General features: G+C 66.7%; 25 protein-coding genes. 12 read left to right on the forward strand and 13 right to left on the reverse strand.

Going from position 1 to position 25400, the window contains the following annotated elements; all coding sequences use genetic code 11:
* Positions 1 to 79 precede the first annotated feature (79 nt).
* Positions 80 to 1003, forward strand: coding sequence for a DMT family transporter (locus OG203_RS38865; RefSeq protein ID WP_405162187.1), 924 nt, complete (start codon positions 80 to 82; stop codon positions 1001 to 1003).
* Positions 1004 to 1450: 447 nt separating this feature from the next.
* Here the strand turns inward: OG203_RS38865 and OG203_RS38870 are convergent, their stop codons facing one another.
* The gene (locus OG203_RS38870; protein WP_405162188.1) at positions 1451 to 2566 is read right to left on the reverse strand and encodes a glycosyltransferase; all 1116 of its coding nucleotides are present in this window, start codon (positions 2564 to 2566) and stop codon (positions 1451 to 1453) included.
* A gap of 160 nt (positions 2567 to 2726) precedes the next feature.
* On the reverse strand, positions 2727 to 3467 hold the full coding sequence (locus OG203_RS38875; protein WP_405162189.1) for a DUF2334 domain-containing protein: 741 nt from the start codon (positions 3465 to 3467) through the stop codon (positions 2727 to 2729).
* 143 nt (positions 3468 to 3610) lie between these two features.
* Between OG203_RS38875 and OG203_RS38880 the strand changes: the two genes are divergently transcribed.
* The 3 genes from OG203_RS38880 to OG203_RS38890 all read left to right on the forward strand — a co-directional run bounded on the left by OG203_RS38880 (position 3611) and on the right by OG203_RS38890 (position 6749).
* Positions 3611 to 4249: a hypothetical protein gene (locus OG203_RS38880; RefSeq protein WP_405162190.1), complete on the forward strand. Its 639-nt coding sequence runs from the start codon at positions 3611 to 3613 to the stop codon at positions 4247 to 4249.
* A 1238-nt stretch (positions 4250 to 5487) separates the two neighbouring features.
* A complete protein-coding gene (locus OG203_RS38885) occupies positions 5488 to 5937 on the forward strand; it encodes a TY-Chap domain-containing protein (RefSeq protein WP_379286974.1) in 450 nt (149 codons plus the stop codon).
* Between the two features lie 77 nt (positions 5938 to 6014).
* Positions 6015 to 6749, forward strand: a complete 735-nt coding sequence (locus OG203_RS38890) for a DUF4191 domain-containing protein (protein WP_405162191.1) — start codon at positions 6015 to 6017, stop codon at positions 6747 to 6749.
* A gap of 142 nt (positions 6750 to 6891) precedes the next feature.
* Here the strand turns inward: OG203_RS38890 and OG203_RS38895 are convergent, their stop codons facing one another.
* A complete protein-coding gene (locus tag OG203_RS38895; protein WP_405162192.1) occupies positions 6892 to 7260 on the reverse strand; it encodes a YrdB family protein in 369 nt (122 codons plus the stop codon).
* A gap of 25 nt (positions 7261 to 7285) precedes the next feature.
* On the reverse strand, positions 7286 to 7741 hold the full coding sequence (locus OG203_RS38900; protein WP_405162193.1) for an RDD family protein: 456 nt from the start codon (positions 7739 to 7741) through the stop codon (positions 7286 to 7288).
* Between the two features lie 251 nt (positions 7742 to 7992).
* On the opposite strand from OG203_RS38900, the gene glnA reads away from it, so the two are divergent.
* Positions 7993 to 9429: a type I glutamate--ammonia ligase gene (glnA, locus tag OG203_RS38905; protein WP_405162194.1), complete on the forward strand. Its 1437-nt coding sequence runs from the start codon at positions 7993 to 7995 to the stop codon at positions 9427 to 9429.
* A 399-nt stretch (positions 9430 to 9828) separates the two neighbouring features.
* Here the strand turns inward: glnA and OG203_RS38910 are convergent, their stop codons facing one another.
* Positions 9829 to 10155, reverse strand: a complete 327-nt coding sequence (locus OG203_RS38910) for a hypothetical protein (RefSeq protein ID WP_405162195.1) — start codon at positions 10153 to 10155, stop codon at positions 9829 to 9831.
* A 200-nt stretch (positions 10156 to 10355) separates the two neighbouring features.
* Here OG203_RS38910 and OG203_RS38915 point away from each other — a divergent pair, with 200 nt between their 5' ends.
* Both OG203_RS38915 and OG203_RS38920 read left to right on the forward strand, forming a co-directional pair.
* Positions 10356 to 10643 carry a hypothetical protein gene (locus OG203_RS38915; protein ID WP_405162196.1) on the forward strand — a complete coding sequence of 96 codons (288 nt, stop codon included), beginning with the start codon at positions 10356 to 10358 and terminating at the stop codon, positions 10641 to 10643.
* A gap of 77 nt (positions 10644 to 10720) precedes the next feature.
* Positions 10721 to 11050 (forward strand): DNA-binding protein, encoded by a 330-nt coding sequence (locus OG203_RS38920; RefSeq protein WP_405162197.1) that lies wholly within the window; start codon positions 10721 to 10723, stop codon positions 11048 to 11050.
* A 103-nt stretch (positions 11051 to 11153) separates the two neighbouring features.
* On the opposite strand, the gene OG203_RS38925 is transcribed toward OG203_RS38920, so the two are convergent.
* Positions 11154 to 11444 carry a hypothetical protein gene (locus OG203_RS38925; protein WP_405162198.1) on the reverse strand — a complete coding sequence of 97 codons (291 nt, stop codon included), beginning with the start codon at positions 11442 to 11444 and terminating at the stop codon, positions 11154 to 11156.
* Positions 11445 to 11788: 344 nt separating this feature from the next.
* Between OG203_RS38925 and OG203_RS38930 the strand changes: the two genes are divergently transcribed.
* On the forward strand, positions 11789 to 12688 hold the full coding sequence (locus tag OG203_RS38930) for a tyrosine-protein phosphatase (RefSeq protein WP_405162199.1): 900 nt from the start codon (positions 11789 to 11791) through the stop codon (positions 12686 to 12688).
* A gap of 56 nt (positions 12689 to 12744) precedes the next feature.
* Here OG203_RS38930 and OG203_RS38935 read toward each other — a convergent pair whose 3' ends face one another.
* Positions 12745 to 14949, reverse strand: a complete 2205-nt coding sequence (locus OG203_RS38935; protein ID WP_405162200.1) for an elongation factor G-like protein EF-G2 — start codon at positions 14947 to 14949, stop codon at positions 12745 to 12747.
* A gap of 147 nt (positions 14950 to 15096) precedes the next feature.
* Positions 15097 to 15513, reverse strand: coding sequence for a RidA family protein (locus OG203_RS38940; protein ID WP_405162201.1), 417 nt, complete (start codon positions 15511 to 15513; stop codon positions 15097 to 15099).
* 139 nt (positions 15514 to 15652) lie between these two features.
* Between OG203_RS38940 and OG203_RS38945 the strand changes: the two genes are divergently transcribed.
* Entirely contained in the window at positions 15653 to 16975 is a 1323-nt protein-coding gene (locus OG203_RS38945; protein WP_405162202.1) for an MFS transporter, read from the forward strand.
* 160 nt (positions 16976 to 17135) lie between these two features.
* Here OG203_RS38945 and lipA read toward each other — a convergent pair whose 3' ends face one another.
* Positions 17136 to 18152, reverse strand: a complete 1017-nt coding sequence (gene lipA, locus OG203_RS38950) for a lipoyl synthase (RefSeq protein WP_405162203.1) — start codon at positions 18150 to 18152, stop codon at positions 17136 to 17138.
* Positions 18153 to 18176: 24 nt separating this feature from the next.
* Positions 18177 to 18908, reverse strand: coding sequence for a lipoyl(octanoyl) transferase LipB (gene lipB, locus OG203_RS38955; RefSeq protein WP_405162204.1), 732 nt, complete (start codon positions 18906 to 18908; stop codon positions 18177 to 18179).
* Between the two features lie 467 nt (positions 18909 to 19375).
* On the opposite strand from lipB, the gene OG203_RS38960 reads away from it, so the two are divergent.
* From OG203_RS38960 to OG203_RS38970, 3 genes are all read left to right on the forward strand, one after another.
* Positions 19376 to 19522, forward strand: a complete 147-nt coding sequence (locus OG203_RS38960) for a hypothetical protein (RefSeq protein ID WP_405162205.1) — start codon at positions 19376 to 19378, stop codon at positions 19520 to 19522.
* A gap of 535 nt (positions 19523 to 20057) precedes the next feature.
* Positions 20058 to 20579: a pyridoxamine 5'-phosphate oxidase family protein gene (locus OG203_RS38965; protein WP_405162206.1), complete on the forward strand. Its 522-nt coding sequence runs from the start codon at positions 20058 to 20060 to the stop codon at positions 20577 to 20579.
* Between the two features lie 5 nt (positions 20580 to 20584).
* Entirely contained in the window at positions 20585 to 21673 is a 1089-nt protein-coding gene (locus OG203_RS38970; protein WP_405162207.1) for a serine hydrolase domain-containing protein, read from the forward strand.
* Positions 21674 to 21919: 246 nt separating this feature from the next.
* Here OG203_RS38970 and OG203_RS38975 read toward each other — a convergent pair whose 3' ends face one another.
* From OG203_RS38975 to sucB, 3 genes are read right to left on the reverse strand one after another with little or no spacing between them, the layout of a single operon-like run.
* Positions 21920 to 22456 (reverse strand): GNAT family N-acetyltransferase, encoded by a 537-nt coding sequence (locus OG203_RS38975; RefSeq protein WP_405162208.1) that lies wholly within the window; start codon positions 22454 to 22456, stop codon positions 21920 to 21922.
* Positions 22453 to 23361: a TIGR01777 family oxidoreductase gene (locus OG203_RS38980; protein WP_405162209.1), complete on the reverse strand. Its 909-nt coding sequence runs from the start codon at positions 23359 to 23361 to the stop codon at positions 22453 to 22455. The genes OG203_RS38975 and OG203_RS38980 overlap by 4 nt, the downstream gene beginning before the upstream one ends.
* 13 nt (positions 23362 to 23374) lie before the next feature.
* A complete protein-coding gene (gene sucB, locus OG203_RS38985) occupies positions 23375 to 25144 on the reverse strand; it encodes a 2-oxoglutarate dehydrogenase, E2 component, dihydrolipoamide succinyltransferase (protein ID WP_405162210.1) in 1770 nt (589 codons plus the stop codon).
* Positions 25145 to 25400 lie beyond the last annotated feature (256 nt).

The raw sequence follows: 25400 nt of genomic DNA on the forward strand, positions 1-25400 counted from the left end.
GAGATGTCGTGCCGAGCTGTTGCCGAGCCGCCGGGCGGATGCCATCCGGTGTTCACTCCGGACCGCGAGCATGGGCGGTATGCCGGATGCCGCCGACGTGCTTGGCAGTGCGTCCGTGGACGTGCTCGCACTGGGGACGATCTCTCTCGCGCTGTTCGCTGCGCTTTTGTTCGCGGTATCGGCGGCGTTGCAGCAGGGGGCGGCGCGGCAGGCTGCGACGGAAGCCACGCGAGGTCGGTTTCTGGTGATCGTTGGCATTGCTCGTCGGCTGATTACCGATCGGCGGTGGTTGGCCGGGCAGGGCGCGAATGTGGCGGGGTTCGCGGTGCACGCGGTGGCGTTGCGGCTCGGCGCCATCGCGGTGGTGCAGGCGCTGCTGGTGGTGCAGTTGCTGTTCGCGTTGCCGTTCGCGGCGGCGCGGCGCAAGCGTGCGTTGCTCGGACGGGATTGGGCGGGAACCGTTTTCGTGTGCGGCGGGTTGATCCTGTTGGTTGGGCAGAGTGCGCCCGGCCACGCGGCCGTGCGTCCGGAGTTGTTGCCCGGCGTCGGCGTGGGTGTTTTCGTCGCGATCGTCACGCTGATCGCCGTCTCGCGACTGACCAACTCCACCCAGCTGCGCTCGGCACTGGTCGCGGTCGCGGCGGGCTGCTGCTTCTCGACCACCGCGGTGTTAGTGGTGATCGCGACGTCAGCGCTGCCCAACCTGAGTTGGGCGCTGCTCGGCATCCCGTTATCCACCGTCCTCGGCGGCCTGCTCACCCAGGAGGCCTACGCCCGCGGCTCCCTCCCCACCGCACTCACCGCGATGACGATCACCGACCCGGTCCTCAGCTACACAGCCGGTCTCACCTTGTTCGCGGTAACCATCCACCCGCGCCCGGTGCTACTGGTCCTCGCGGCCGCCCTGGTCATCACCGGGATCGCGCTGCTCGCGAATTCACCGACCCTGCACGACGAACTGGACCCGTCGCATCCGCCGAATCAACCAGTGGGTGTTCCGTAACGCATCATCAAGATCATGGGGAACTGGTGGCGGAGGTCTCTCGAACTTTGCCGCCACCAGTTCCCCATGATCTTGAACCGTGTTGGTGATGAGCCGGATTCGCACTTTTTCTCGGTGTCTGCGGCGTTTCTGGGTGCCTGTAAGGGGTGGGATCCAGAGCGAGGGGTGCGGCTGTTGTCGACGGGGCGTTGTTCAAGATCATGGGGAACTGGTGGCGGAAGTTTCTCGAACTTTGCCGCCATCAGTTCCCCATGATCTTGAACTGTTTTGGTGGTCAGTCGGATTCACGCGCGTACTCGAGATTCGCACTCGCTTTGGCGGGCCGTTGCGGGGCGGATCCGGAGGAAAGGGGTGGCTGTTGCCTACAGCGGTCAGTCGCGTGGTCAACGGGACATGGTGGCGGGGCTACTTGGGGTTTGCCGCCACCATGTCCCGTTTGATTTGAGGTCAGGCTGTGCGGGCGGGGGAGTCGTAGTCGGCGTAGAGGGCGAGCATGCCGGTGACGGTGGCTGACCAGGGGAAACGTTCTGCTGCGGTGCGGGCGGCGTTGCGGCGCTGTGGGGTGGGGACGGTGAGGAGTTCTCGGACGCCGTCGGCGAGGCCTTGGGGGGTGCCGTCGGAGACGATGCCGGAGCCTGGGGCGTCGACGAGTTCGCTGGCGGCGCCTGCGGCCGGGACGACGACGGGGGTGCCGCAGGCGAGGGCCTCCAGGACGGCGAGGCCGAAAGTTTCGGCGGGGGAGGGGAATACCGCGATATCGGCGTCGGCGACGAGGGTGGCCATGGTGGTGCGGTCGGTGAGGTGGCCGTGGAAGAACACCGGGAGTCCGGTGGCGAGACGTTCGAGGCGGTGGCGTAGCGGGCCGTCGCCGATGACGGTCAGTTCGCAGTTCAGGCCGGATTCGACCAGGACGCGCACCGCCTCGATGGCGCGTTCGGCGCGTTTCTCCTTGGACAGCCTGCTCACCAATACCAGGCGAACCGGATCGTTTGCGGCCCAAGGTGTTTCCGGGTCGGCCGGGTGAAAGGTGGTCAGGTCGACGCCGAGTGGGACCCGCCGCACGTTCGTCGCGCCGATGCGGGCGAATTCCGCCGTCGCGAAACTCGAAGTGACAACGACCTTTTCGGCGCGCACCCAGAGGCGGCGGTTGGCCAGGTCGGCGACCGTTGTCAACGGGAACCCGGGTGGGACACGGGTGCGCAGGATGGCATCGATCCGTTCGTGCGAGAACAGCACAAGCGGCACACCCGCCCCGCGCGCCCACGGCGCGAGCCACCGAACACTCAACTTGTCACTGCACTCGAGAACATCAGGCCGCAACCGATCGAGCACCGCCCGGGTACGCCGCGCGGTCAGCACGTGATACCCACCCGCACCGAACTTAGGACTGTGCACAGTAATCCGTCGCCCAGACGCGGTCACCTCATCCCCGTCAGCAGGCCCGGGAACCACCAACACCCGATTGTGCCCAGCCGCCAGGTACCCCCGCCCGATCTCATCCAGGCAGGTACGCAGCCCACCCGAGGCCGGGGTGTAGAAGTTGGCGATCTGCACGATGCGCACTAGCAGACCGCCTTTCCAGTCGGATCCGGGTAAGTCGTCGCGCTGGCTCCGGCACAATGGGCTGCGTTGTGCCAGTTGATGATTCGTACTGGCTGGCAATTGAACCGACTGCGGCGGGCAGCCGTGTGGCGAGTTGCGGTGTAGCAGTTGACGATGCGCATCAGTGGTCCGCCGATCTGATCAGGTCGGCGTAGGTGGTGGCGTGGGCGCCCGCGCGGAGGGCCGTGTCGATGGCGCGGAGGGTGGCTTCGCGTAGGCCGGGGTGGTGGAGGTCGTCGGGGTGGAGGGCGAGGCGGACGAGGCCGCCGCGTGCGGTGTTGTGGCGGGCCATGGTTTCCAGCATGGCGGCGCCGACGCGTTCCGACCAGCCGCCACCGGGGCGGTGGGAGAGTGCGAAGCCGCGATGTCGGCGGCCGGTGCGCAGGTCCTTCGCGCCGAAGTGGTCGGTGGTGTGGGAGAAGCCCGCCGCGCGCAATGCCTGTTCCGCCGCGGGCGAGGCCAGCCAGCCCGGTGGGGTGAAACCCGTTGTCGAGAGTCCGGATTCGGTCATCACCTCGGTCGCGGCGCGCAGTTTAGCTGCGGCCTCGTCGATGTCGAGCGCGGCGAATTCGGCGGCCCCGCGCGCCACCGCGCGACCCAGTGTCCGCCGCGGCCACCCGCCCTCGGGTCCGGCCCGATGCGACCACCCGTGCACCATGATCTCGTCGCCACTGGCGCGACGCTCCCGCAGGAAGCTCGCGTAATCCGGCCGCTCCGCCAACGACGCACCGCGCCATGGCCCAGGAATCACCAGCAACGACACCGGAATCCCGAACCCATCGGCATCGGCACACCAGCGCGCCGTCTCCGCCGCACTCGCGGGTGCGACGTCATGGACGCTCACCACCAACCGCGCACACACGCACCGCAAACTAACACCGCCCGGTAGCCACCAGCTGAACAGCACGGTGCCGATACCCAACGGTTCAGCACCCCACCCACCCCCACCGAACAGGACCCCTCACCCATGTCCCGCTCGGCGCACGGCCGCCCGCCGATCGGGACATGGTGGCGCGTCCACTCGCGATTTGCCACCCTCATGTCCCGTTCGGTGCACGGCTGGCCGCCGAATGGGACATGAGGGCGCGTCCGCTTGCGATTCGCCACGGCCATGTTGCGTTCGGTGCGCGGCTGCTCGTCGAAGTGGACGTGGCGGCGTGTCTGCTCCCGATTTGCCGCTCTCATGTCCCGTTCGGTGCACGGCTGGCCGTCGAATGGGACATGGTGGCGCGTCCGCTTGCGATTCGCCATGGCCATGTTGCGTTCGGTGCGCGGCTGCTCGTCGAAGTGGACGTGGTGGCGTGTCTGCTCCCGATTTGCCGCTCTCATGTCCCGTTCGGTGCACGGCTGGCCGTCGAATGGGACATGGTGGCGCGTCCGCTTGCGATTCGCCACGGCCATGTTGCGTTCGGTGCGCGGCTGCTCATCGAAGGGGACATGGTGGCGTGTCTGCTCGCGGTTCGTCGCCGCCATGTTGCGTTCGGTGCGCGGCTGCTCGTCGAAGGGGACGTGGTGGCGCGTCCACTCGTGATTCGCCGCTCTCATGTCCCGCTCGGTGCACGACTGGCCGCCGAACAGGACATGGTGGCGCGCCCATTCGATTCGTCGCCGCCATGTCCCGTTCGGTGCGTGGCTGCTCGCTGAGGGGGACGTGGTGGCGTGTCTACTCGCGGTTCGCCGCCCTCATGTCCCGCTCGGTGCACGACTGGCCGCCGAACGGGACATGGTGGCGCGTCCACTCGCGATTTGCCGCCCTCATGTCCCGTTCGGTGCACGACCGACGTTTCGCTGGCCCGCGGTCACTGACCCACGCGCAGTTCAGATTGCGGTGTGGTGCGGCCAAACCGGTGTGAGCACCCTCGCCGTCACGGCACAGCAGTTCGGCCGCGATGAATCGGACTACGCCCAATCTGACTGACGTGAGCAGCATGCTTCCGCCTCCTCGAGCCTGACTCCTCGTCGGACGGGACATGGTGGCGCGTCCGCTTGCGATTCGCCACGGCCATGTTGCGTTCGGTGCGCGGCTGCTCGTCGAAGTGGACGTGGCGGCGTGTCCATTCGCGATTCGCCGCCGCTATGCCCCGCGCGAGCGGTATGGCTCCGCCGCCTTGGGCCTGACTCCTCGCCGAAGGGACATGGTGGCGCGTCCATTCGCGGTTCGCCGCCCTCATGTCCCGTTCGGCGGATGGCTGCTCGTCGAAGGGGACGTGGTGGCGTGTCTACTCGCGGTTCGCCGCCCTCATGTCCCGTTCGGCGGATGGCTGCTCGTCGAAGGGGACGTGGTGGCGTGTCTACTCGCGATTTGCCGCCCTCATGTCCCGCTCGCCGCACGACTGGCCGTCGAAATGGACGCGGTGGCGTGTCTACTCGCGGTTCGCCGCCCTCATGTCCCGCTCGGTGCACGACTGGCCGTCGAACGGGACATGGTGGCGTGTCCACTCGACGTTTGCCGCCGTCATGTCCCGTTGGGGGCACGACCGCGTCTCGATGGCCGCTGGTGCGTCGATGAGATGTCGGTGCGGCCAGATCCGGGCGAGCACTCTCGACGCCACAACCAAGCGTTCGGCGGCGCTGAATGGGTTCGCACGCAGTCTGATTCGCGTGGGGGTGCGGTTGGGTGGTGTCGTGGGCGTGTGATCGGCGAGGCGCAAGTTCGGGGGTGTGGGTATTCCGGGATTGCGGGCGGTCACCGGAGTTGGTGGTGTCGAGCGGAGTGTCGGCGGCGTAAACGTGACAGCTGAATGGCTTGTTGTTTCCAGCGAACGGTGGGCCATTTGCGTTTGCTATGGACGTCGCGAAGTATTCGGGGCTACAACATGATTCACCTGGTGTCTCAGGCGGGGCGGCGTATGATCGGGCCAGTGCGAGCGCCCGGGGGAAGAATGAACGAGCCGGTGACCGCGGACTGGGAGCAGTTCGTTCAAGCACTGGCGCAGTGTCTGTCTGAGCTACCTTCGCGCGCGACGTTGATCATCGCGGCGCCGGGTAATCGGTACGTCCAGTTCCTGCAATACGACATCAAACTGTCCGCCGAGCTGGCCGGTAATCATTATCTGACGCAGCCCATTCCGGACGCCGCCGCGCAGGAGTTACGCGACCTCGGCTGGAATGAGCCGATGCTGCGCCGCGAGGTCGACAACTGGACCAAGACCATGTTCTGGCCCATCTCCCCGCGCAGCCTGATCGACTTCGCCCGCTCGGTCGCCATCGGTTTCCGCGACGCGCTGGGCGTGGCCGCGCCGGTGGAATTGCGGGCGATGGGGTGGACCGAGGCGTCCGGTGATCTGGATCTCACCGTGCTCGGCTCGATGGCCAGGCGCGGTTGGAATTGACGCCGCCGCGACGGTAATAAACGCCGCCGAGGTAGGCGTGGCGAAACTCGCACGACATGGGCACTATCCTGAGTGACATGGCAGCAGGTAAGCCCACCAAGGAAGCGAAGGCCGCGGCGAAAGCGGCCCGCAAGCAGCAGTCGAAAGAGCGCAGGCAGCAGCTCTGGCAGGCGTTCCAGATGCAGCGCAAGGAAGACAAGCTGCTGCTGCCGTTGATGATCGGCGCCTTGCTCGGCATCACCGCCGTCTTCCTGGTCATCGGCCTGATCTTCGGTCTGACCTGGTTCCTCGTCCCGCTCGGCGTGGTACTCGGCGCGCTGGCCGCGTTCATCATCTTCGGCCGACGGGTGCAGAAGAGCGTCTACGGCAAGGCCGAGGGCCAGGCGGGCGCGGCGGCCTGGGTGCTGGACAACCTGCAGGGCAAGTGGCGGGTGTCCAACGGCATCGCCGCGACCACTCAGCTCGACGCGGTGCACCGGGTGATCGGCCTGCCCGGCGTGGTGCTGGTCGCCGAGGGTGCCCCGCAGCGGGTGAAATCGCTGCTCGCGCAGGAGAAGAAGCGCACCGCCCGGCTCATCGGTGACACCCCCATTTACGACGTCGTCATCGGCAACGACGAAGGCCAGGTGCCGCTGAAGGAGCTGCAGCGCTACCTGACCAAGCTGCCCCGCAACATCGACGCCAAGCGCATGGACCTCATCGAGGGTCGGCTGACCGCCCTGAGTTCCCGCACCGGCCCGGCCATGCCGAAGGGACCGATGCCCGCGGGCGCCAAGATGCGTGGCGTGCAGCGGACCATCCGCAGGCGCTGAGTTAGACCCACACGAAAGGCCCGCGTCTCAAGGACGCGGGCCTTTCGTATGTTTCGCGAGGCGTCGATGGACTTCAAGATCATGGGGAACTGGTGGCGGTAGCTACTCGGTGAATGCCGCCCTCAGTTCCCCATGATCTTGGTCAGGCCTTCAGGAGCCAGGCGATGCGGTCGTAGGCGAGGGCTTGGTAGATGACCAGGACGATGACAGAGATGAGCGCCCAGCGCGGAAGGCTTGCTGCCCAGAGGGCCGCCGCACCGCCGAAGAGGACCACGAGTTCGAGGACGAGCCGGACGGTGCCCGGCACGGAGACCGGCGCTTCGCCATTGCGGCTCGGGTCGCCCGGCACTGCGAATGTGCCCCACAGGGCGGCGGCGATCAGCGGCAACAGTACGACGAGCAGGAACTTCCACGGCGAATCGAACGACCGCCAACCGTAGATACCGAAGGAAGCGATGGCAACGAGCTCGAGCAGAAACCGGATAGCGAGCATCGCCGGATTGAGTGACACGGTCGGAGCGTAACCGGCTCACGTATCAGCGGGAGTGAACCAGTGCGGTGCCTGTCGCACGGTCGTGCATCCCGCGACCATCGGCATCGGTGAACAGCGCGGGCACGACGAACACCAGCAGCGCCTGCCTGGCGAGCGCGCGCACGAAGCCGACGGTGACCGGCGCATCGATCCGGACGGTCCGCAGCCGCAGGAAGTACTGCCCTGGCGTGAACCCGAACAACGTCACCGCGGCAACTCCGATCACGAACCAGATCAGCAACGTCAGGCTGGAGGTCGAGCCGCCGCGCATGATCAGCGCCGCGATGCCGAGCGCGATCAACCAGTCGACGAACAGCGCGGCGATCCGGCGGGCCATCCCGGACAGCGAGCCGGCGCCGGACTTCGGCAGCCCCAGATATTCGCCGGGGAACTCGGGGGTTACCTGATCGCCGGAACCCTCCGAAGGGCCGGAGAGCCACGATCCCGTCATGCGTGCCATGCCCCCACAATATGCGGGGCCGACCGGCCGCCCGGCACCGCATAAGGGGAGTTCACGTCAGCGCGTGTCGGCACGGATGGCAGGATTACCATGCTGTTCGAGTCCGGGTGGGCCTAGTCACCCGGCAAGCCGTACGTGTAACACTGGCGAAACACAGACTTGACTGCCGGGAAACACCGCGTCCTTACCGTCTGGACGCGACGAACCCATGCAATCGACACTCGCTGGGAACCGATCCGTAAGGAGAACAAGTGACGTTCAGCACGGCCGACGAGGTCATCAAATTCCTCGCTGATGAAGAGGTCGAGTATGTCGACATCCGCTTCAGCGACCTTCCCGGCGTTCAGCAGCACTTCTCGATCCCGGCGAAGGCCTTCACGACCGACCTCGCAGAGGAAGGGCTAGCGTTCGACGGCTCTTCCGTCCGTGGCTTCCAGTCGATCGACGAGTCGGACATGCTCCTGCTGCCCGACTTCAGCACCGCGCGCCTTGACCCGTTCCGCGCCGCGAAGACGCTGAACCTCAACTTCTTCGTGCACGACCCGTTCACCCGCGAGGCCTACAGCCGCGACCCGCGCAACATCGCGCGTAAGGCCGAGGAGTACCTGCGCTCGACCGGCATCGCCGACACCGCGTACTTCGGCGCCGAGGCGGAGTTCTACATCTTCGACTCGATCCGCTACGACTCGAAGATGAATGGCGCGTTCTACGAGATCGACTCGGTCTCGGGTTCCTGGAACACCGGCGCGAAGACGAACCCGGACGGCTCGCCGAACCTCGGTTACAAGGTTCGCAACAAGGGTGGTTACTTCCCGGTTGCCCCGTACGACCACTACGTCGACCTGCGCGACAAGATCTCGACCAACCTGCAGAACGCGGGCTTCGAGCTCGAGCGCGGCCACCACGAGGTCGGCACCGCCGGTCAGGCCGAGATCAACTACAAGTTCGGCACGCTGCTCGGTGCGGCCGACGACCTGCAGCTGTTCAAGTACATCGTGAAGAACACCGCGTGGGCCGAGGGCAAGTCCGTCACGTTCATGCCGAAGCCGCTCTTCGGTGACAACGGCTCGGGCATGCACGTGCACCAGTCGCTGTGGAAGGACGGCAAGCCGCTGTTCCACGACGAGGCCGGTTACGGTGGCCTGTCGGATCTGGCGCGGCACTACATCGGCGGCATCCTGCACCACGCGCCGTCGCTGCTCGCGTTCACCAACCCGACCGTGAACTCCTACCACCGCCTGGTTCCGGGCTACGAGGCGCCGATCAACCTGGTGTACTCGCAGCGCAACCGCTCTGCGGCCGTGCGTATCCCGGTGACCGGCAACAACCCGAAGGCCAAGCGCATCGAGTTCCGCGCGCCGGACTCCTCGGGCAACCCGTACCTGGCCTTCGCCGCTATGATGATGGCCGGCCTGGACGGCATCAAGAACAAGATCGAGCCGCTTGCCCCGGTCGACAAGGACCTCTACGAGCTCCCGCCGGAGGAGGCCAAGAACATCCCGCAGGCGCCGACCAGCCTGGCCACGGTCATCGACCGCCTCGAGCAGGATCACGACTACCTGACCGAAGGCAACGTCTTCACCGACGACCTGATCGAGACTTGGATCAGCATCAAGCGCGAGCAGGAAATCGCACCGGTGAACCTGCGTCCGCACCCGTACGAGTTCGAGCTGTACTACGACGTGTAAGTCGTTCGTACATCGAGTCGTTCGGTAACGGCCCATCCGCGATCCGCGGGTGGGCCGTTGCCCGTTGTTCGGTCTGGTCAATAAGTGCGCCACCAATCCCGTTCAGCAGCAAGGGGCTTCGTACCTGCGGTAAGTCCGGCAAGGGTTACCGGGCCCCGATCATGACTTTCGTTGCGGCGGCGAGCTTGTGGTGCTGGACTACGGCACGAAGTCGGACTAGGTGCGCGATATCTATGCCGCAGGCAGTTGTGCACCGGGGCAAGCGTTTTCAGCGGACCGGTCCCGCCGATTCGCCGAATCTACCGTTGGCCGCGCGAATCGTCAGCACACCGGTGCGCTGCGTGCGACCTTGACCGTACTTGGATAAGTCGTTGGTACGCAGTGTGTTTCGTCCTCTGATTAGACCAAGGCGTTGATGGCCGGTCCGGCAAAGAGCGCGAACAGTAGCGCCATGATCGAGCAGAAGATGGCGTGCTTGGCCAACGCTTCATTCCTGCTGTGGCCCAACCCGCCGAGGAAGAAAGCGGCCAATGCCACCAGCAGGCCGGTGGCCCCGATCACGGTCGAGAGCCCCGCCGCTATCAATGCAATGACCGATAGCAATGGCAGCGGCGACCGAGCAGGTTGAGTGTCGGCTAAAAAGTCCATTTCCGACGGCCCGCCGTAAACGGGATTCAGCTGAACACGATGTCTGCCGACTGGTAACGAGTCCTCTGGTGTATTCATAACGCAATCCCCCCAAGGAAACGCTGTCACCCGCAGCGCGAAACTGCCACGGCCACAACCCTATTCCACCCCACAGGATCCTGTCGATCCCGCCGAGAATGATGATTTCGATATGCATCACTCGCATTCCACTCGGCATGCTATCGGCCCGTTCCCGGCAGGGTGTTGAGGTTTCCTACTTTGATTGATAATCTCATGGGATGAGCGACGAACCCGAGCATAGGATCGGAGAAGGCCCCGCGACGCGGGTCAGCCTGTCCTTGCCGGAAGGCACCGCCGAGGCGATCCGCCGCCGCGTGGGCAAGCGCGAGTTCTCGTCCTTTGTCACCTCTGCCGTCGAGCGCGAGCTTCGCGGAATGTTGCTCGACGAGTACATCGCCGATCACGAACGACGCAACGGACCGCTTCCCGAGGCGGAACGGCAACGCGCCAGGGACCTGTTCGATCACGCTCTCGGTGAGTCGGGGCAGTGGCACGCGGCAAGCTGAATCGATCTGTGCGCGATCAGGGAACGTTGGTCCTTGACTGCGACGGGTTGTCCCGTCTCGTCGACGACTCCGTGTCGGTGGTCGCGATCGTCGCCGAAGCGCGTTCCCGCGGGATGGAAGTCGTGATCAGCGCGCTAACCATCGTCGAGGCAACCCACCGCAAGACCGACCGGGCTCGACTCGCCTGGCTGCTGTCGGCGCTGCGGATCGAACAGGTCGACGATGCGTCCGCGAAGTCCGCGTCGGCGCTCCTCCTCGCCGCCGGATTGCATGGGCACAAGTACGCGATCGACGCCGTCATCGCCGAAATGGCGCTGCGGCAGCAGGGGCCTGTGGTCATGCTGACTAGCCACCTCGATGACATGCGTAAGTTGTGTGGCGAGTCTGTGCGCCTGATCTCGACGTAGGTTGCTCGCCGCCGACGATTCGGCGGCCGATGCGGATGTCTGGTCCGGCGTGTGCGGGCCGCGCATGTCTATCTGGTTGTACACATCGAGTTCTGTCGAGCGGCTAGATGCGCGTCCTCGGCGTCCTCGGCGTCCTCGGCGTCCGCTGGTGCGGTGCGGTGCGGTGCGGTGCGGTGCGGTGCGGTGCGGTGCGGTGCGGTGCGGTGCGGTGCGGTGCGGTGCGGTGCGGTGCGGTGCGGTGCGGTGCGGTGCGGTGCGGTGCGGTGCGGTGCGGTGCGGTGCGGTGCGGTGCGGTGCGGTGCGGTGCGGTGCGGTGCGGTGCGGTGCGGTGCGGTGCGGTGCGGTGCGGTGCGGTGCGGTGCGGTGCGGTGCGGTGCGGTGCGGTGCGGGTCAAGTGTTTAGCACGAATCTCGTTGGCGTGTCGTATGAATGGGCATGGCGCCGTCGGCGATCGGTGCTGCTTCTGCAATTCTTCGTCGCGCCGCGCGGTCGGGATGTGGGGCGGATCAGGCTCGGTGGCGAGCGCGAGTCTCGTTGGCGTGTCGCGGATAGGCATATCACCTCGACACTCAGTACCGCTTCTTCGCCGGGCGCGCGGGTGCGATGGTAGGTGGATTTGGTGCCAGGTCCAGTGTGAATCTCGTTGACTGCCAGGTGAATCCCGGTGAGTGGGGCAGATGCGGCGGAATGGGGGCGAACGCCGATACCGGGCTGAAACGAGTTCTACTGTCCGGCGCCATGAAGATTTCATTAATTTCTTTGATAACCGCTGCTTTGGCGATCTTCGCCGTGACGATGACGACCGCTCCACCGCTCGCGACCGCGCAGCCCGAGTCGGAGTTGGCGGCCGCGGGCGGGAAGATCGACTTGCAGGGGGCGGTGAATACGCGTGATATCGGTGGGTATCGGACCTATGACGGGGCGAAAACCAAGTCGGGCAAGGCTATTCGGTCCGATTCGCTGGAGAAGTTGACCGATGCGGATGTGCAGAAGTTGGCGGGTCTGCAGGTGAAGACGGTGATCGATCTGCGCACACCGGGGGAGATCCAGTTCGCCGGTGCGGACAAGCCGATTCCCGGTGCGCAGGCGGTGGCCCGGCCGATCGATGACACGGGGCTGTTCCAGCAGATGCTGGCCGTGATCCAGACCCGCGATCCGCAGAAACAGCAGGACGCGCTCGGCAACGGCAAGGCCGAGCAGATCATGCTGAACATGTACACCACGTTCATCAGCCGCCCGGAGTCACGTACCGCGTTCGGGCAGACGATCAAGGATCTCGCCAACACCGACAAGGCGACGCTGTACCACTGCACCGCGGGCAAGGACCGCACCGGTTGGCTGACCTACGTGCTGTTGCGCGCGGTCGGCGTGCCGGAAGGTACTGCGCGGCAGGACTATCTGCTGTCCAACCAGTATCGCGCCGCCGCGGACGCCGCGCTGCGCCAGCAGGTGCAGCAGGCGGGTCTGATGCAGAATCCCGATCTGCTCATCCCGTTGCAAGAGGTCAGGGACGCGTACCTGGACGCGGCGGTGAACAAGATGGAGCAGGACTACGGCGACCTCGGCAAGTTCCTGACCCAGGGACTCGGCCTTGACGCGGGCACCATCGTGAAGCTGCGTAAGAACCTGGTCTCCTGAGCGATGAAAGATAGTCGGGCCCAATCACTTACCCGTGGATGGGCCCGATGTCGTTGCTAAGACTGCTTTTTCGCCTGTTCACGCAGCGCGGCGGCGAGCTGGCCCGGCATCGGCTCGTGGCGGGTGTAGGTGCGGGTGAAGTCGCCGGTGCCGTGCGAGAGTGAGCGCAGATCGATGGCGTAACGGCTGAGTTCGAGTTCAGGTACCTCGGCATGGATTCGGGTGCGGCCGACGCCGTGCGGTTCGGTGCCGAGGACGCGACCACGACGGCTGGAGAGATCGCTCAGCACCGGGCCGACATAGTCGTCGGAGACGACCACCCACACCTCGGCGATCGGTTCGAGCAGCGCGACGCCCGCGCTGGTGGCGGCCTCGCGCAACGCGAGAGCGCCCGCGGTCTGGAACGCGGCGTCGGAGGAGTCGACCGAATGCGCCTTACCGTCGAAGAGCGTCACGCGCACGTCCACCAGCGGGTAGCCGGCGGCCACCCCGCGCGTCGCCTGCGCGCGCACGCCCTTCTCCACCGACGGAATGAACTGGCGCGGAACAACTCCGCCGACCACCCGGTCCACGAACTCGATGCCGGACCCGCCGGGCAGCGGCTCGACCTCGATCTCGCAGACGGCGTACTGGCCGTGTCCGCCGGACTGCTTCACGTGTCTGCCGCGCCCATTCGCCTTGCCCGCGAACGTCTCTCGTAACGCGACCCGATGGTCCTCCACATCGACCTGCACCCCGAACCGAGATCGCAACCGCTCCAACGCGACATCGCGATGCGCCTCGCCGAGACACCACAGCACCAGCTGATGGGTGTGCGCGTTGTGTTCGAGCCGCACGGCGGGATCCTCGGCCGCCAGCCGGGCCAGGCTTTGCGAGAGCTTGTCCTCGTCCGCTTTGCTGTGCGCGGTAATGGCGATGGGCAGCAACGGATCCGGCATCAGCCACGGCTCGATCAGCAGCGGCTTGTCGGTGCCAGACAGAGTGTCGCCGGTTTCCGCGCGACTCAGCTTGGTGACGTAGGCGATGTCACCGGCGATGGCCTGGCCGAGCGGGCGCTGCCCCTTGCCGAACGGCGAGGAGACCGCGCCGATCCGTTCGTCGACATCGTGGCTCTCGTGGCCGCGTTCCTCCAGTCCGTGCCCGCAGACGTGCACCGTGTCGTCGGCGCGCAGGGTGCCGGAGAACACGCGGACCAGCGAGACTCGCCCGACGTACGGATCCGACGCGGTGCGGATCACCTCGGCCGCGAGCGCGCCCGACGGATCGCAGGCGAGTTGGCGGCGGGTGTTGCCGCCCGCGGCGGTGACGGCGGAGACGATGTGTTCCGACGGGGTCGGGAAGCCGCCGGTGATCAGGTCGAGCAGCTCGACGGTGCCTAATCCCTGCTTGGCACCTTCCGGCGCGGGCGCGCCGAACAGGACGGGATGGAAACTGCCTCTGGCCACGGCTCGTTCGAGATCGGTGACGAGGGTCGCGAGCTCGATCTCCTCGCCGCCGAGGTAGCGGTCCATCAGGGTCTCGTCTTCGCTCTCGGCGATGATGCCCTCGATGAGCCGGTTGCGCGCCTCGTCCAGCATCGGCTGCTGCTCGGGTGTCGGTTCGGTTTCCACCCGCTCGCCGGAGGAGTAGTCGACCACGCAGTTCGGCAGCAGCTCGATCAGCCCGGTGACCGGGCGGTGGCCGTCCGCGCTCTTCGGTCCGTACACCGGAAGATGCAGCGGGAGAACGTTTTCCGACGCGCCGCCGCCGAGGACAGTGCGGCAGGTCTCGGTCATCTCCTCGAAGTCGGCGCGCGCGGTGTCCAGGTGTGAGAGCACGATCGCCCTCGGCATGCCGACCGCTGCGCATTCTTCCCACAGCGCGCGGGTCGCGCCGCTGACGCCTTCCGCGCCCTCGGCCGCCGAGATGACGAACAGCGCCGCGTCGGCGGCACGCAGGCCTGCGCGCAATTCGCCGACGAAGTCCGCGTATCCGGGTGTGTCGAGCAGATTGATCTTCATCCCGGACCAGGCCAGCGGGACCACCGACAGCTGCACCGATCGGTGCTGGCGATGTTCGATCTCGTCGTAGTCCGACAGGGAGGTTCCGTCCTCGACCCGCCCGGCCCGGTTCACCGTCCCCGTGGTCAGCGCCATCGCCTCGACCAGTGTCGTCTTGCCCGACCCACTGTGCCCGACCAGCACGACATTTCGAATGTGATCCGGCCGCTCGGCCGCAACCACTCTGCCGTTGCCCCCTGCGGTACCACTCGTCTTGTCCACTGTGCGTCTCGCTTCCTCGCGCCCCGACACCTGCGGTCCTTCGAGCTTCCCACCGGCGGTGACCGCGCGTCCACGGATCGAGAGATCCGGTATCACGGACTGTCCGGTCCGTGCCGGGGCTAGTTGCCGGGCATTTTCGGCGCGCGCTCAGCTTCCGTCGACCGCCACCACAGCCTCTACCTCGACGAGCAGCTCCGGTCGGAACAGTCCGGCGACCCGGACGAGCGAGCTGGCGGGGTTGGGGCGGTCGCCGAGCGCGGGGCGGAGGAACTCGTCGCGGACGTCGCGTAGATCCTGCAGCTGGCTGGTGTCGGTGACGAACCAGGTGAGTTTGACCAGTCCGGTCCAGTCGGTGCCGAGTGCGAACAGCACGTTCTGCAGGTTGGTCATCGCCTGCCTGGTCTGCGCGGCCAGGTCGTTCGGGCCGACGAGATTGCCTGCGGCGTCCATCGCGATCTGGCCGGAGACGAACGCGAGCCCGTTCGACGTGGTCACCGCGTGGGAGTAGCCGAAACCGGGGGCGACGCCGGGGATGTCGGAATGCCGTTCGTTGATCTTCGCCATGCGGCCAGCGTAGACGGCATGCGTACGGCCGGGCAGACCCTGAAACTTGTAGTCCTGGTGTGATTTACGGGTGGCTTGTGAAGACGAGGCGGACGGGCCGGACTTGACCGGTTGGTGTCGCGGGGGTGAGAGTGCGCGGATGGTTGTCACACCTGACGTACCTCGCGCGACGCTGCGCAAGGTCACCCTCCGCCTGGTGCCGTTTCTCGGGCTGCTGTATTTCGTCAACTATCTGGATCGGGTGAATATCGGGTTCGCCGGGCCGAGCGGGATGAAGGCCGATCTCGGGCTCACCGAGACGGCGTTCGGGCTGGCCTCGGGGATCTTCTTCATCGGCTACCTGGTGCTCGAGGTGCCGAGCAATCTGGCCTTGCATCGGTTCGGGGCGCGGCGCTGGATCGCCAGGATTCTGGCGAGCTGGGGTGTGATCGCGACGGCGATGGCGTTCGTGCCCAACGAAACCGTTCTGTACGTCCTGCGATTCGTGCTCGGTGTGGCCGAGGCGGGGTTCTTTCCCGGCATCCTGCTCTACCTCACGTATTGGTTCCCGCAGAACCAGCGGGCGAAGATCGTCGCGCTGTTCATGGTCGCGATCCCGGTGTCGACCGCCCTCGGCTCGACCATGTCGAGTCTGATCATCGAGTACGGGCACGGGGTGTTCGGGCTGAGCGGGTGGCGGTTCATGTTCCTCGTCGAGGGCATACCGGCGCTGGCACTCGCGGTGGCGACCTGGTTCTTCCTCACCGACAGTCCCGCGCAGGCCGGTTGGCTGACCCGCACCGAACGGCAGTGGCTCAGTACCGAACTCGCCGCCGAGCAGGCCGCGGTGGAGCAGGCCGAGCAATGGACGGTGCGCAAGGCGCTCACCGATATTCGGGTGATCGGCCTCGCCCTCGTCTATGGCGGCATCGTTTACGGGCTGTACGCGCTCGGCTTCTTCCTGCCGACGATCATCAACGGCTTCCAGCAGCAATACGGGACGCACTATTCGGTGGTGCAACGCGGCCTGATCAACGCGGTGCCCTACGTCATCGGCGCCGTCGTGATGGTCTGGTGGAGCAGGCACGGCGACCGAACCGGCGAACGCCCCTGGCACGTCGCCCTCCCCGCCCTGCTCGGCGGACTGGCCATCCCGGTCGCCCTCTACCTCGGCAACCCCTTCGCCGCCATGATCGCGGTAACCGTCTGCGCCGTAGGCGTTCTCGCCGCCCTCCCCACCTTCTGGGCCCTCCCAAGCGCCTTCCTCTCCGGCGCCGCCGCCGCAGGAGGTATCGCCCTGATCAACTCCATCGGCAACATCAGCGGCTTCGCCGCCCCGTATATCACTGGCGGACTGAAGGATTGGACCGGGACGCAGCGCGCGGGTCTGTGGGTCGTCGGTGCCTGCATGATCGCCTCAGCCGTAGGCGTTTTGGTGCTGTGGAAGCGCACTCACGTTCGGGTGCGGGAGGACTCGACGTAACGCCAAGCGCTTGTTCGCTGCTCGCCCTGGTCCCGCGCATTGTTTCGCACGCTGCGCACGAAACAGTGTGCGTGGGTGAACATAACGTGCGCGGCACAAACGGATCAGGTCCTCGCGCATCCAGTGGATGCGCGAGGACCTGATCAGGTCTGCGAAGAAGTCAGTTGCCGAAGCGGGCCAGGACGGCGGAGGCTTCTTGGGAGGCGGTGCCTTCCTGGGCGAGATGGGCCATGGCGGGGGCGATTTCGCGGCCGTGGTGGGCCATGGCCTGGCTGTAGAGGCGGCCTGCTCGGTAGGAGGAGCGGACCAGGGGGCCGGCCATTACGCCTGCGAAGCCGATCTCCTCGGCCATCTTCGAGTGGTCGACGAACTCCTGCGGCTTGACCCAGCGGTCGACCGGGTGGTGGCGGGGGGAGGGGCGCAGGTACTGGGTGATGGTGAGGATGTCGCAGCCTGCCTCGTGCAGGTCGCGCATCGCCTGGGTGACCTCTTCCGGGGTCTCGCCCATGCCGAGGATCAGGTTGGACTTGGTGACAAGGCCTGCCTCGCGTGCCGCGGTGAGGACCGAGAGGGAACGCTCGTAGCGGAAGGCGGGGCGGATGCGCTTGAAGATGCGCGGCACCGTTTCCAGGTTGTGCGCCAGCACCTCTGGGCGCGAGGAGAACACCTCGGCCAGCTGGTCGGGGACGGCGTTGAAGTCGGGGATGAGCAGCTCGACGCCGGTGTTCGGGTTGAGTTGCTTGATGGCGCGCACGGTTTCGGCGTAGAGCCAGGCGCCGCCGTCTTCCAGATCGTCGCGGGCGACGCCGGTGATGGTCGAGTAGCGCAGACCCATCGCCTGCACGCTCTCGGCGACCCTGCGCGGCTCGTCGCGATCGAGTGCGGCCGGTTTGCCGGTATCGATCTGGCAGAAGTCGCAGCGCCGGGTGCACTGCTCGCCGCCGATCAGGAAGGTGGCCTCACGGTCTTCCCAGCATTCGAAGATGTTGGGACAACCCGCCTCCTCGCACACCGTGTGCAAGCCCTCGCGTTTGACCAGACCCTTGAGCTCGGAATACTCCGGGCCCATCTTGGCCTTGGTACGAATCCATTGAGGTTTGCGCTCGATCGGGGTCTCCGCGTTGCGCGCCTCGATGCGTAGCAGTTTGCGTCCTGCCGGTGCTGAAGCTGAGGTCACTAGATCGACATTACGCCTACCGGATCAGGCGCTCGCGGCCCCTCCTGCCGGTGTGACGCGCGCAATATCGTGCGCGGTTACCGGCAGTTCGCCATTGAGCGCCTTGGCGATGGCGTCGGCGACGAGCGGCTTGGCCTCGGCCACGGTGAACTCGCGGCCCAGCTCGCGCGAGAGCGTGGTGACGCCCGCGTCGCGGATGCCGCAGGGGATGATCGCCTGGAAGCCGTCCATGGCCGAATTGCAGTTGAGCGAGATGCCGTGCAGGGCAACGCCACGCTGCACGCGCACGCCGATCGCGGCGATCTTGCGCTCGGCGAACACGTCGGTCGCCGGCAGCCAGACGCCGGACCGGCCCTCGATGCGGCCGCAGGTCAGGCCGAGGTCGGTGCAGACGGTGATGAGTGCTTCCTCGAGGCGGCGCACGTAATGCACGACGTCGACCGGCTCGGCGAGCCGCACGATCGGGTAGCCGACGAGCTGGCCCGGGCCATGCCAGGTGATCTTGCCGCCGCGGTCGACCTCGACCACCGGGCTGCCGTCGATGGGCAGGTCGTCGGCCTCGGTCCGGCGGCCCGCGGTGTAGACCGCAGGGTGCTCGAGCAGCAGCAGGCGATCGGATCCGGTGCCGTCGGCCCGTTCCGCGGCGATGGATCGCTGCAGTTCCCAGGCACTGTGGTAGTCGATGAGTCCGAGATCATCGACCACGATCGGGGTCGTATCGAATCGGGCGGACCACGTGGTGCGCGTGTCGTTCACGTGCTCGACGGTACGCCGGACGGGTCGTTCTATTCCAGCTGTGCCCTGTGGGGAGTGCCACAAGGTAGCGGAGCGGCCCTACGCGCCGCGTAGCCCGTCACTGCGGACGAAAGCCGCGCTCCTTCTCAGGGTCTGTACTCGTTGCAGATGCCCGAAGTGGGGTGCGGATGCTGAGGACTGGTGCGGATTCTGTTGAAGGCGCGCCGTCGTGCTGGGGCCCGCGAGAGTGTGCGGACGTCGGAAGGTGCCGGACGGCAACGGTGTGACTCGCGGCGGAAACTGGCGGTGTTCTCGCGCCGTTGAGTGGCGCTGGAATGACCGTCAGGTGGTGCCGATGACGAGGGTGCTGCGGGCGGTTTCGACGACGTCGGCGGTGATGGTGTGGAGTTCGTTGATTTTCATGATGCGGTGGATTTGGGCGAACAGTCGTTGCAAGAGGGGTCGCCGCGGTCGTACTGGTCGCGCAGGTGCTCGATGGCGGTCAGGCGTTCGGATTCGTCGATGACGAGCAGTTCGATGTAGTCGGCCGTCCGGTACTCACGGACACCGGCGTTGATGTGCTGGTCGATGCAGATGTTGACCCGGTTGTAGAGCAGTTTGAGGTCGTCGCGTAGTTCGCGCAGGGTCGCGGCGCGTCGAGACGCGCCCGTAGCCGATTCGCATGAGCCGGAAGCGTATCGGCAACCCCCGACAGGTTGACATTGCCGCGTACACGGCATGCGTTACAGATCTGGCCTGCGGAAACGATCAGCGGCACAGGGTGTCTCGCCAACGTTCGTAACCGGTCACTGCTACCCGAACGACAGCCCTACATGCATTTCGGGGGGCGTGCTGGCCGGTTCTGTCAGCGTGGTAAGCGGCTATGACCGTGTGTTTCGTGCTCGCTATGTCATGCCTGCATGGACGGCCCACACCTGGGGTGGGCAAGTCCTCCCGCGGTGGGGTCTGTGTCGGTCACGATCTGCCGCACCACTCGGGTTACACCGGAACGGCTTGCCGATACCTGCGCTGACCGATGAGTTTCCCGGCGCGTTCACGTCTTCAACTAGTAGCAACGCAAACCCGTTGTAGGCGTGAAGGTCGGCTTTACTGTCACTACGTCGTTGGTGTCTGTCGGCCAAGCATGTCTTCGTGACCGAAGGATGTGACATGTCAGGCAGTGAACCCGATGTTGTGCTGGGGTCGTTCTCGTCTCCGGACGCGCAGGCGACGCCGTGGGCGTCGACGTTGGCGATTCTCGGTGCGGCGGAGGTGTTCTGGCTTTCTACGGTGCGCCCGGACGGGCGACCGCATGTCACGCCGTTGCTGGCGACGTGGAGTCTGGGTGGCTTGTGCTTCACCACGGGTGGCCGGGAACGCAAAGCGCTCAACCTCGAGCACAACACCCGCTGCCTGTTGACAACCGGCACGAATTCACTGACCGGTGTGGACGTCGTCATCGAGGGTGTCGCATTGCGAGTGAATGAGCGCTCCGAGCGCGAAGTGGCTGTCACGGACTTCGAGCGGAAGTACGGTGCATATCTGACCGACCCCGAGGGGGCCTGGTCTGGGTTGGGCAAAGCCGTCATCGCCGGCGATACCCGGCTGTATCGAGTCACGCCGACCGTCGGATTCGCATTCGGCAAGCTGCCGAAGTCCAGTCAGACCCGCTACACGTGGCCGGGCCGGTGACGATGATGACCGCACTGCAGCACAAGATCCAGAGTGTCCTCGACGAACTCGTCGATTCCGGTGCCGAAACCGGCCTGCAGATTGCCGTTTACCAGCACGGCACGCTTGTTGTCGACGCCGTCGCCGGGATCGCCGACAGCGCGACCGGGCGCCGGGTGACACCGCAGACTCCGGTCTTCAGCTTCTCCTCGGGCAAGGTTATGGCATCACTCATCGCGCACTTGCTCGTCCAGACGGGCGCGGTCGGCTACGACACGCCCGTGGTCGAGCTATGGCCGGAATTCGGTGCCCGCGGCAAGGATTCCGTGACCCTCCGGCATGTGCTCACCCACTCGACCGGCCTGCCGGCGATGCCTCGCAACATCGGACCCGACGACCTGCCCGACTGGTCACGGGTCTGCGCCGCGATTGCCGACGCCGCACCACGCTGGCGTCCCGGGACCAAGACGGGGTATCACTCGTTCACCTACGGTTTCCTCGTCGGTGAGGTCGCACGCCGGGCTACCGGCAAACCGATGCGGCAACTCCTCCACGAGTGGGTCACCGCGCCGTTGGGGATCGATGGCGACCTGTACTTCGGTGTCCCCGCAACCGATCTGGCCCGGCTGGCGCGCCTCGAGGACGCTACACCGCACCGGGGCGCCCCACCCGACAACGAGGCCGTTCTCGCCCCCTGGGAAAGGCGACCGACCGCGGCCATGGGCAACAGTCACCAGACCCTGCAAGCAGATATCCCGTCGGTCGGCACCTTCACCGCGCGAGGAATCGCCGCCGCGAATGCCGCGCTCCTCAGCGGCCAGCTAATCGACGCACACCAGCTCGCAGAAGCAACAGCGGTGGCATTCGAGGGCACCGACCAAGTTTTCGGCAACCCGGTGCGACTGGCGCTGGGTTATCCGCTCGGACGCCTCGGTGCTCGAGCGGACGAGGGATCTACTGCGTTCGGCTGGGTGGGTGGTGGCGGCAGCTATGTCTATGCCGACACTGCCACGGGCATCTCTTTCGCCATGACCAAAACGCGCCTCACCCCGCACTTCGACACTGCCCAGCGGCTCACGAACCTGATCACAACCGAGATCAACCCACACCCGTGAGTCTCGACGACTCCACCTCCACATCCCGTCCGGCATCGCAGAACATGCACACCTCCGCCCCCGCGCAACCAGCACCAACCATCGCTCCGGTGGGACGGCGCCACCTAACAGCGCAAAACCACCGCCATCTACCGCTGCGAGTCACAGGCAACGGCACCGACCTCCGGCGAATCCACATTTAGCGGCACAGGGTGGCCGCGAAACGCGAGAAGGCCCCGCGGTGGTGTGCCGCTCGCCGATCACACGTTAGTGCGCGTGGACGGGGAGGGTGAGTTGCATGAGGGTGAGGTCCATCCAGCGGCCGAATTTGTGGCCTACCTCGGGGAACTCGCCGATGACGCGGAAGCCGAAGCGTTCGTGCAACTGGATCGAGCCGGTGTTGCCGGATTCGATGCCCGCGATGACCGCGTGCACGTGACCGGACTGTCGTGCCCGGTCGATCAGCTCGGTGAGCAGGGCGGTGGCGATGCCGCGGCGGTGGAAGCGCTCATCGACGTACACCGAGTTCTCCACGGTGAAGCGGTAGCCGGCCTTCGGCCGCCACGGACCGTAGCTCGCGTATCCCGCGACCTTGCCGTCGATTTCGGCGACCAGGATCGGCAGGCCCGCGGCGGTGCGATCCGCGAACCAGGCGAGCCGGTCGTCGAGGCCGACCTGCTCCAGATCCCAAATCGCGGTGGAGGTGGCGATATTCGCGTTGTGGATCGTCAGGATCGCGGACAGGTCGTCGCGGTGCGCGTCGCGGATGAGGGTGGCGGTGCGGGTGTCGAGCTGGTCGGTCATCGATCGTCTCCGGGTCGTCCCACCGTCGCGGCCAACGCGGCGCCGATGGTGGGGTGCTGGAACTCGTAGCCCGCCTCCTCGAGGGCCGTCGGTATTGCTCGCGGTCCGTGCAGGATCGCCTCCTGAGCGAGCTCGCCGATGAGCGCCCGCAGCGCGAACGCGGGCACCACCAGCGGGGTCGGCCGGTGCAGTGACCGGCCGAGTGCACGGCTGAACTCGGCGTTGGTGACCGGCGCCGGGCCGACCACGTTGAGCGGTCCGGTGAGGGTGTCGGTGCCGAGGGCGAAGAGGATCGCGCCGATCTCGTCGGCCAGCGAGATCCACGGCGTGTACTGACGTCCGCTGCCGAGTCGTCCGCCGAGGCCGAGCGAGTACAGCGGGTGCAACATGCTGAGCAGACCACCGTGCCGCGACAGCACGATGGCACTGCGCAACAGCACGGTGCGCACGCCTGCGTCGCTGGCCGGACGCGTCGCCGCTTCCCAGTCGTGGCACAGCGTTGCGAGGAAACCCGAACCGGCGGGCGAGGTTTCGTCGACCACCCGGTCGCCGGTCGCGCCGCCGTAGAAGTGCACGCCGCTGGCGTTCAGCAGCGTCGGCACGCTCGCCTTGACGACCGCGGCGGCCAGCACGTCGGTCGGGGTGATCCGGCTGTCGCGCAGTTCCTGTTTGAAGCTGCCGTTCCAGCGGCGGCGCCCGGTGCTCGCGCCGCACAGGTTGATCACCGCGTCCGCGCCGCGCAGTGCCCGCTCGTCGAGTTCGGCGCGGACCGGGTCCCAGGTGTATTCGTCCGGACCCGCCGCCCGCCTGCGGACCAGGCGGGCGACCTCGTGCCCGTCGCGGCGCAGTGCCGCGACGAGCGCTGTCCCGATCAATCCGGACGAACCGGCGATCACGACCTTCATGCGAGCACGACGGTTAGAGCCCGAGGTCGGCCTCGAACGCGGCCTCCTCGAGCCGGTGCCGGATCGTGGTGAGGAAGCGACCCGCGTCCGCGCCGTCGATCAGGCGGTGGTCGTAGGTGAGCGGCAGGTAGCACATCGAACGCACGCCGATGGACTCGTTGCCGGTGTCGTCCTTCACCACCACCGGACGCTTGACGATCGCACCCGTGCCGAGCATGCCCGCCTGCGGCGGCAGCAGGATCGGGGTGTCGAACAGGGCGCCCTGGCTGCCGATGTTGGTGATGGTGAACGTGCCACCGGCCAGCTCGTCCGGCTTGAGGCCACCGTTGCGGGCGCGGTTGGCGATGTCGGCGATGGCGCGAGCCAGGCCGGCCAGCGACAGGTCGCTCGCGTTGTGGATCACCGGGGAGAGCAGGCCCTGCTCGGTGTCCACGGCGATGCCGAGGTGCACCGCGGCGTGGTAGGTGACTTCCTTGGTCGAATCGTCGTAGCTGGCGTTGACGTTCGGGTGCACGCCGAGCGCCTCGACGACGGCCTTGGCGAAGAACGGCAGGAACGTCAGGTTGACGCCCTCGCGCTCCTTGAATGCCGCCTTGGCCTGGGCGCGCAGCGCCGCGATCTTGCTCACGTCGGCCTCGTGCACCTGGGTCAGCTGTGCGGTGGTGCGCAGCGATTCCAGGGTCTTGGTCGCGGTGATCTGGCGGATGCGGTTCGCCTTCTGCACGGTGCCGCGCAGGTGGGCGAGCTTCGCGCTCGTAGCCGCGGGGGCGGCCGGTGCCTTGGCCGCGGGTGCGGCGGCCGGAGCGGCGGCGGCCGGTGCCGGCGCCTTCTTGGACTCCGCGGCGGCGAGCACATCCTGCTTGCGGATGCGTCCGCCGACACCGGAACCGGTGAGCGCGGACAGGTCGACGCCGTTCTCGTCGGCCAGCTTGCGGACAAGCGGGGTGACGTACGGGGTCGCGCCGTTGCCGGAGGAATCCGGCTCGGGTGCCTTGGCCGCGGCGGGCGCCGGAGCCTTGGGGGCCGGTGCCGCGGGCTTGGCCGGTTCCGGGGCGGGACCCTGCTTCGGCTCGGGGGCCGCTTCCTGCTTCGGCTCAGGCTTGGGTTCCGGCTTCGGCTCGGGCTTCGGCGCTGGCGCCGGTGCGGCCTTGGCGGGGGAGCCGCTGCCGATCACGCCGAGCTGTCCACCCACAGCGACGACATCGTCTTCCTGCGCGGTGATCTCGAGCAGCTTGCCCGCGACCGGCGAGGGGATTTCGGTGTCGACCTTGTCGGTGGAGACCTCGAGCAACGGCTCGTCAACGGCTACGTCGTCGCCGACCGCCTTGAGCCACCTGGTCACGGTGCCCTCGGTGACCGACTCGCCCAACTCGGGCATCTTGACCGAGGTGCCGTCGCCGGACGACGCGGGCGCGGCCTCGGCGGCGGGCGCCTGCTCTTCCTGAGCGGCGGGCTCGGCGGCAGGGGCTTCCTCGGCGGGAGCTTCCTGCGCGGGCGCAGCAGCGGCTTCGGGGGCAGGAGCCGAGCTCGGCTCGGGCGCCTCACCGGCATCGCTGATCACGCCGAGCTCACCGCCGACCTCGACAACATCATCTTCCTGGGCGACGATCTTCGACAGCACGCCCGCCTGCGGGGACGGGATCTCCGTGTCGACCTTGTCGGTGGAGACCTCGAGCAGCGGCTCGTCGACCTCGACCGTGTCTCCTTCCTGCTTCAGCCACCGGGTGACCGTTCCCTCGGTGACGCTCTCACCAAGAGCTGGCATCTGGACGGAGAAGGCCATGTCCTCTGACTCCTCTGACTGCTCGACGGGTTTCTACAACAGTTGATCTCTCGGCGGACCCCCGTCGCGGGTTGCGGCGCGAGTCCGAAAGCCACCGATCATTGTGCGTGGCACCGGAGATCTGTGTGGTTCTTGTACCGCGATCCATCCTTGCACTCGACCGCACGGCGCGTAGCACAAGGGCAGTGAACTTCGCGGAGCTGGCAAGATGGGGAGACCGGTACGTGCGATGTACCGGGGTTGGAAAGGAGGTGCG

Source organism: Nocardia sp. NBC_01499 (assembly GCF_045040275.1).
Taxonomy (GTDB): domain Bacteria; phylum Actinomycetota; class Actinomycetes; order Mycobacteriales; family Mycobacteriaceae; genus Nocardia.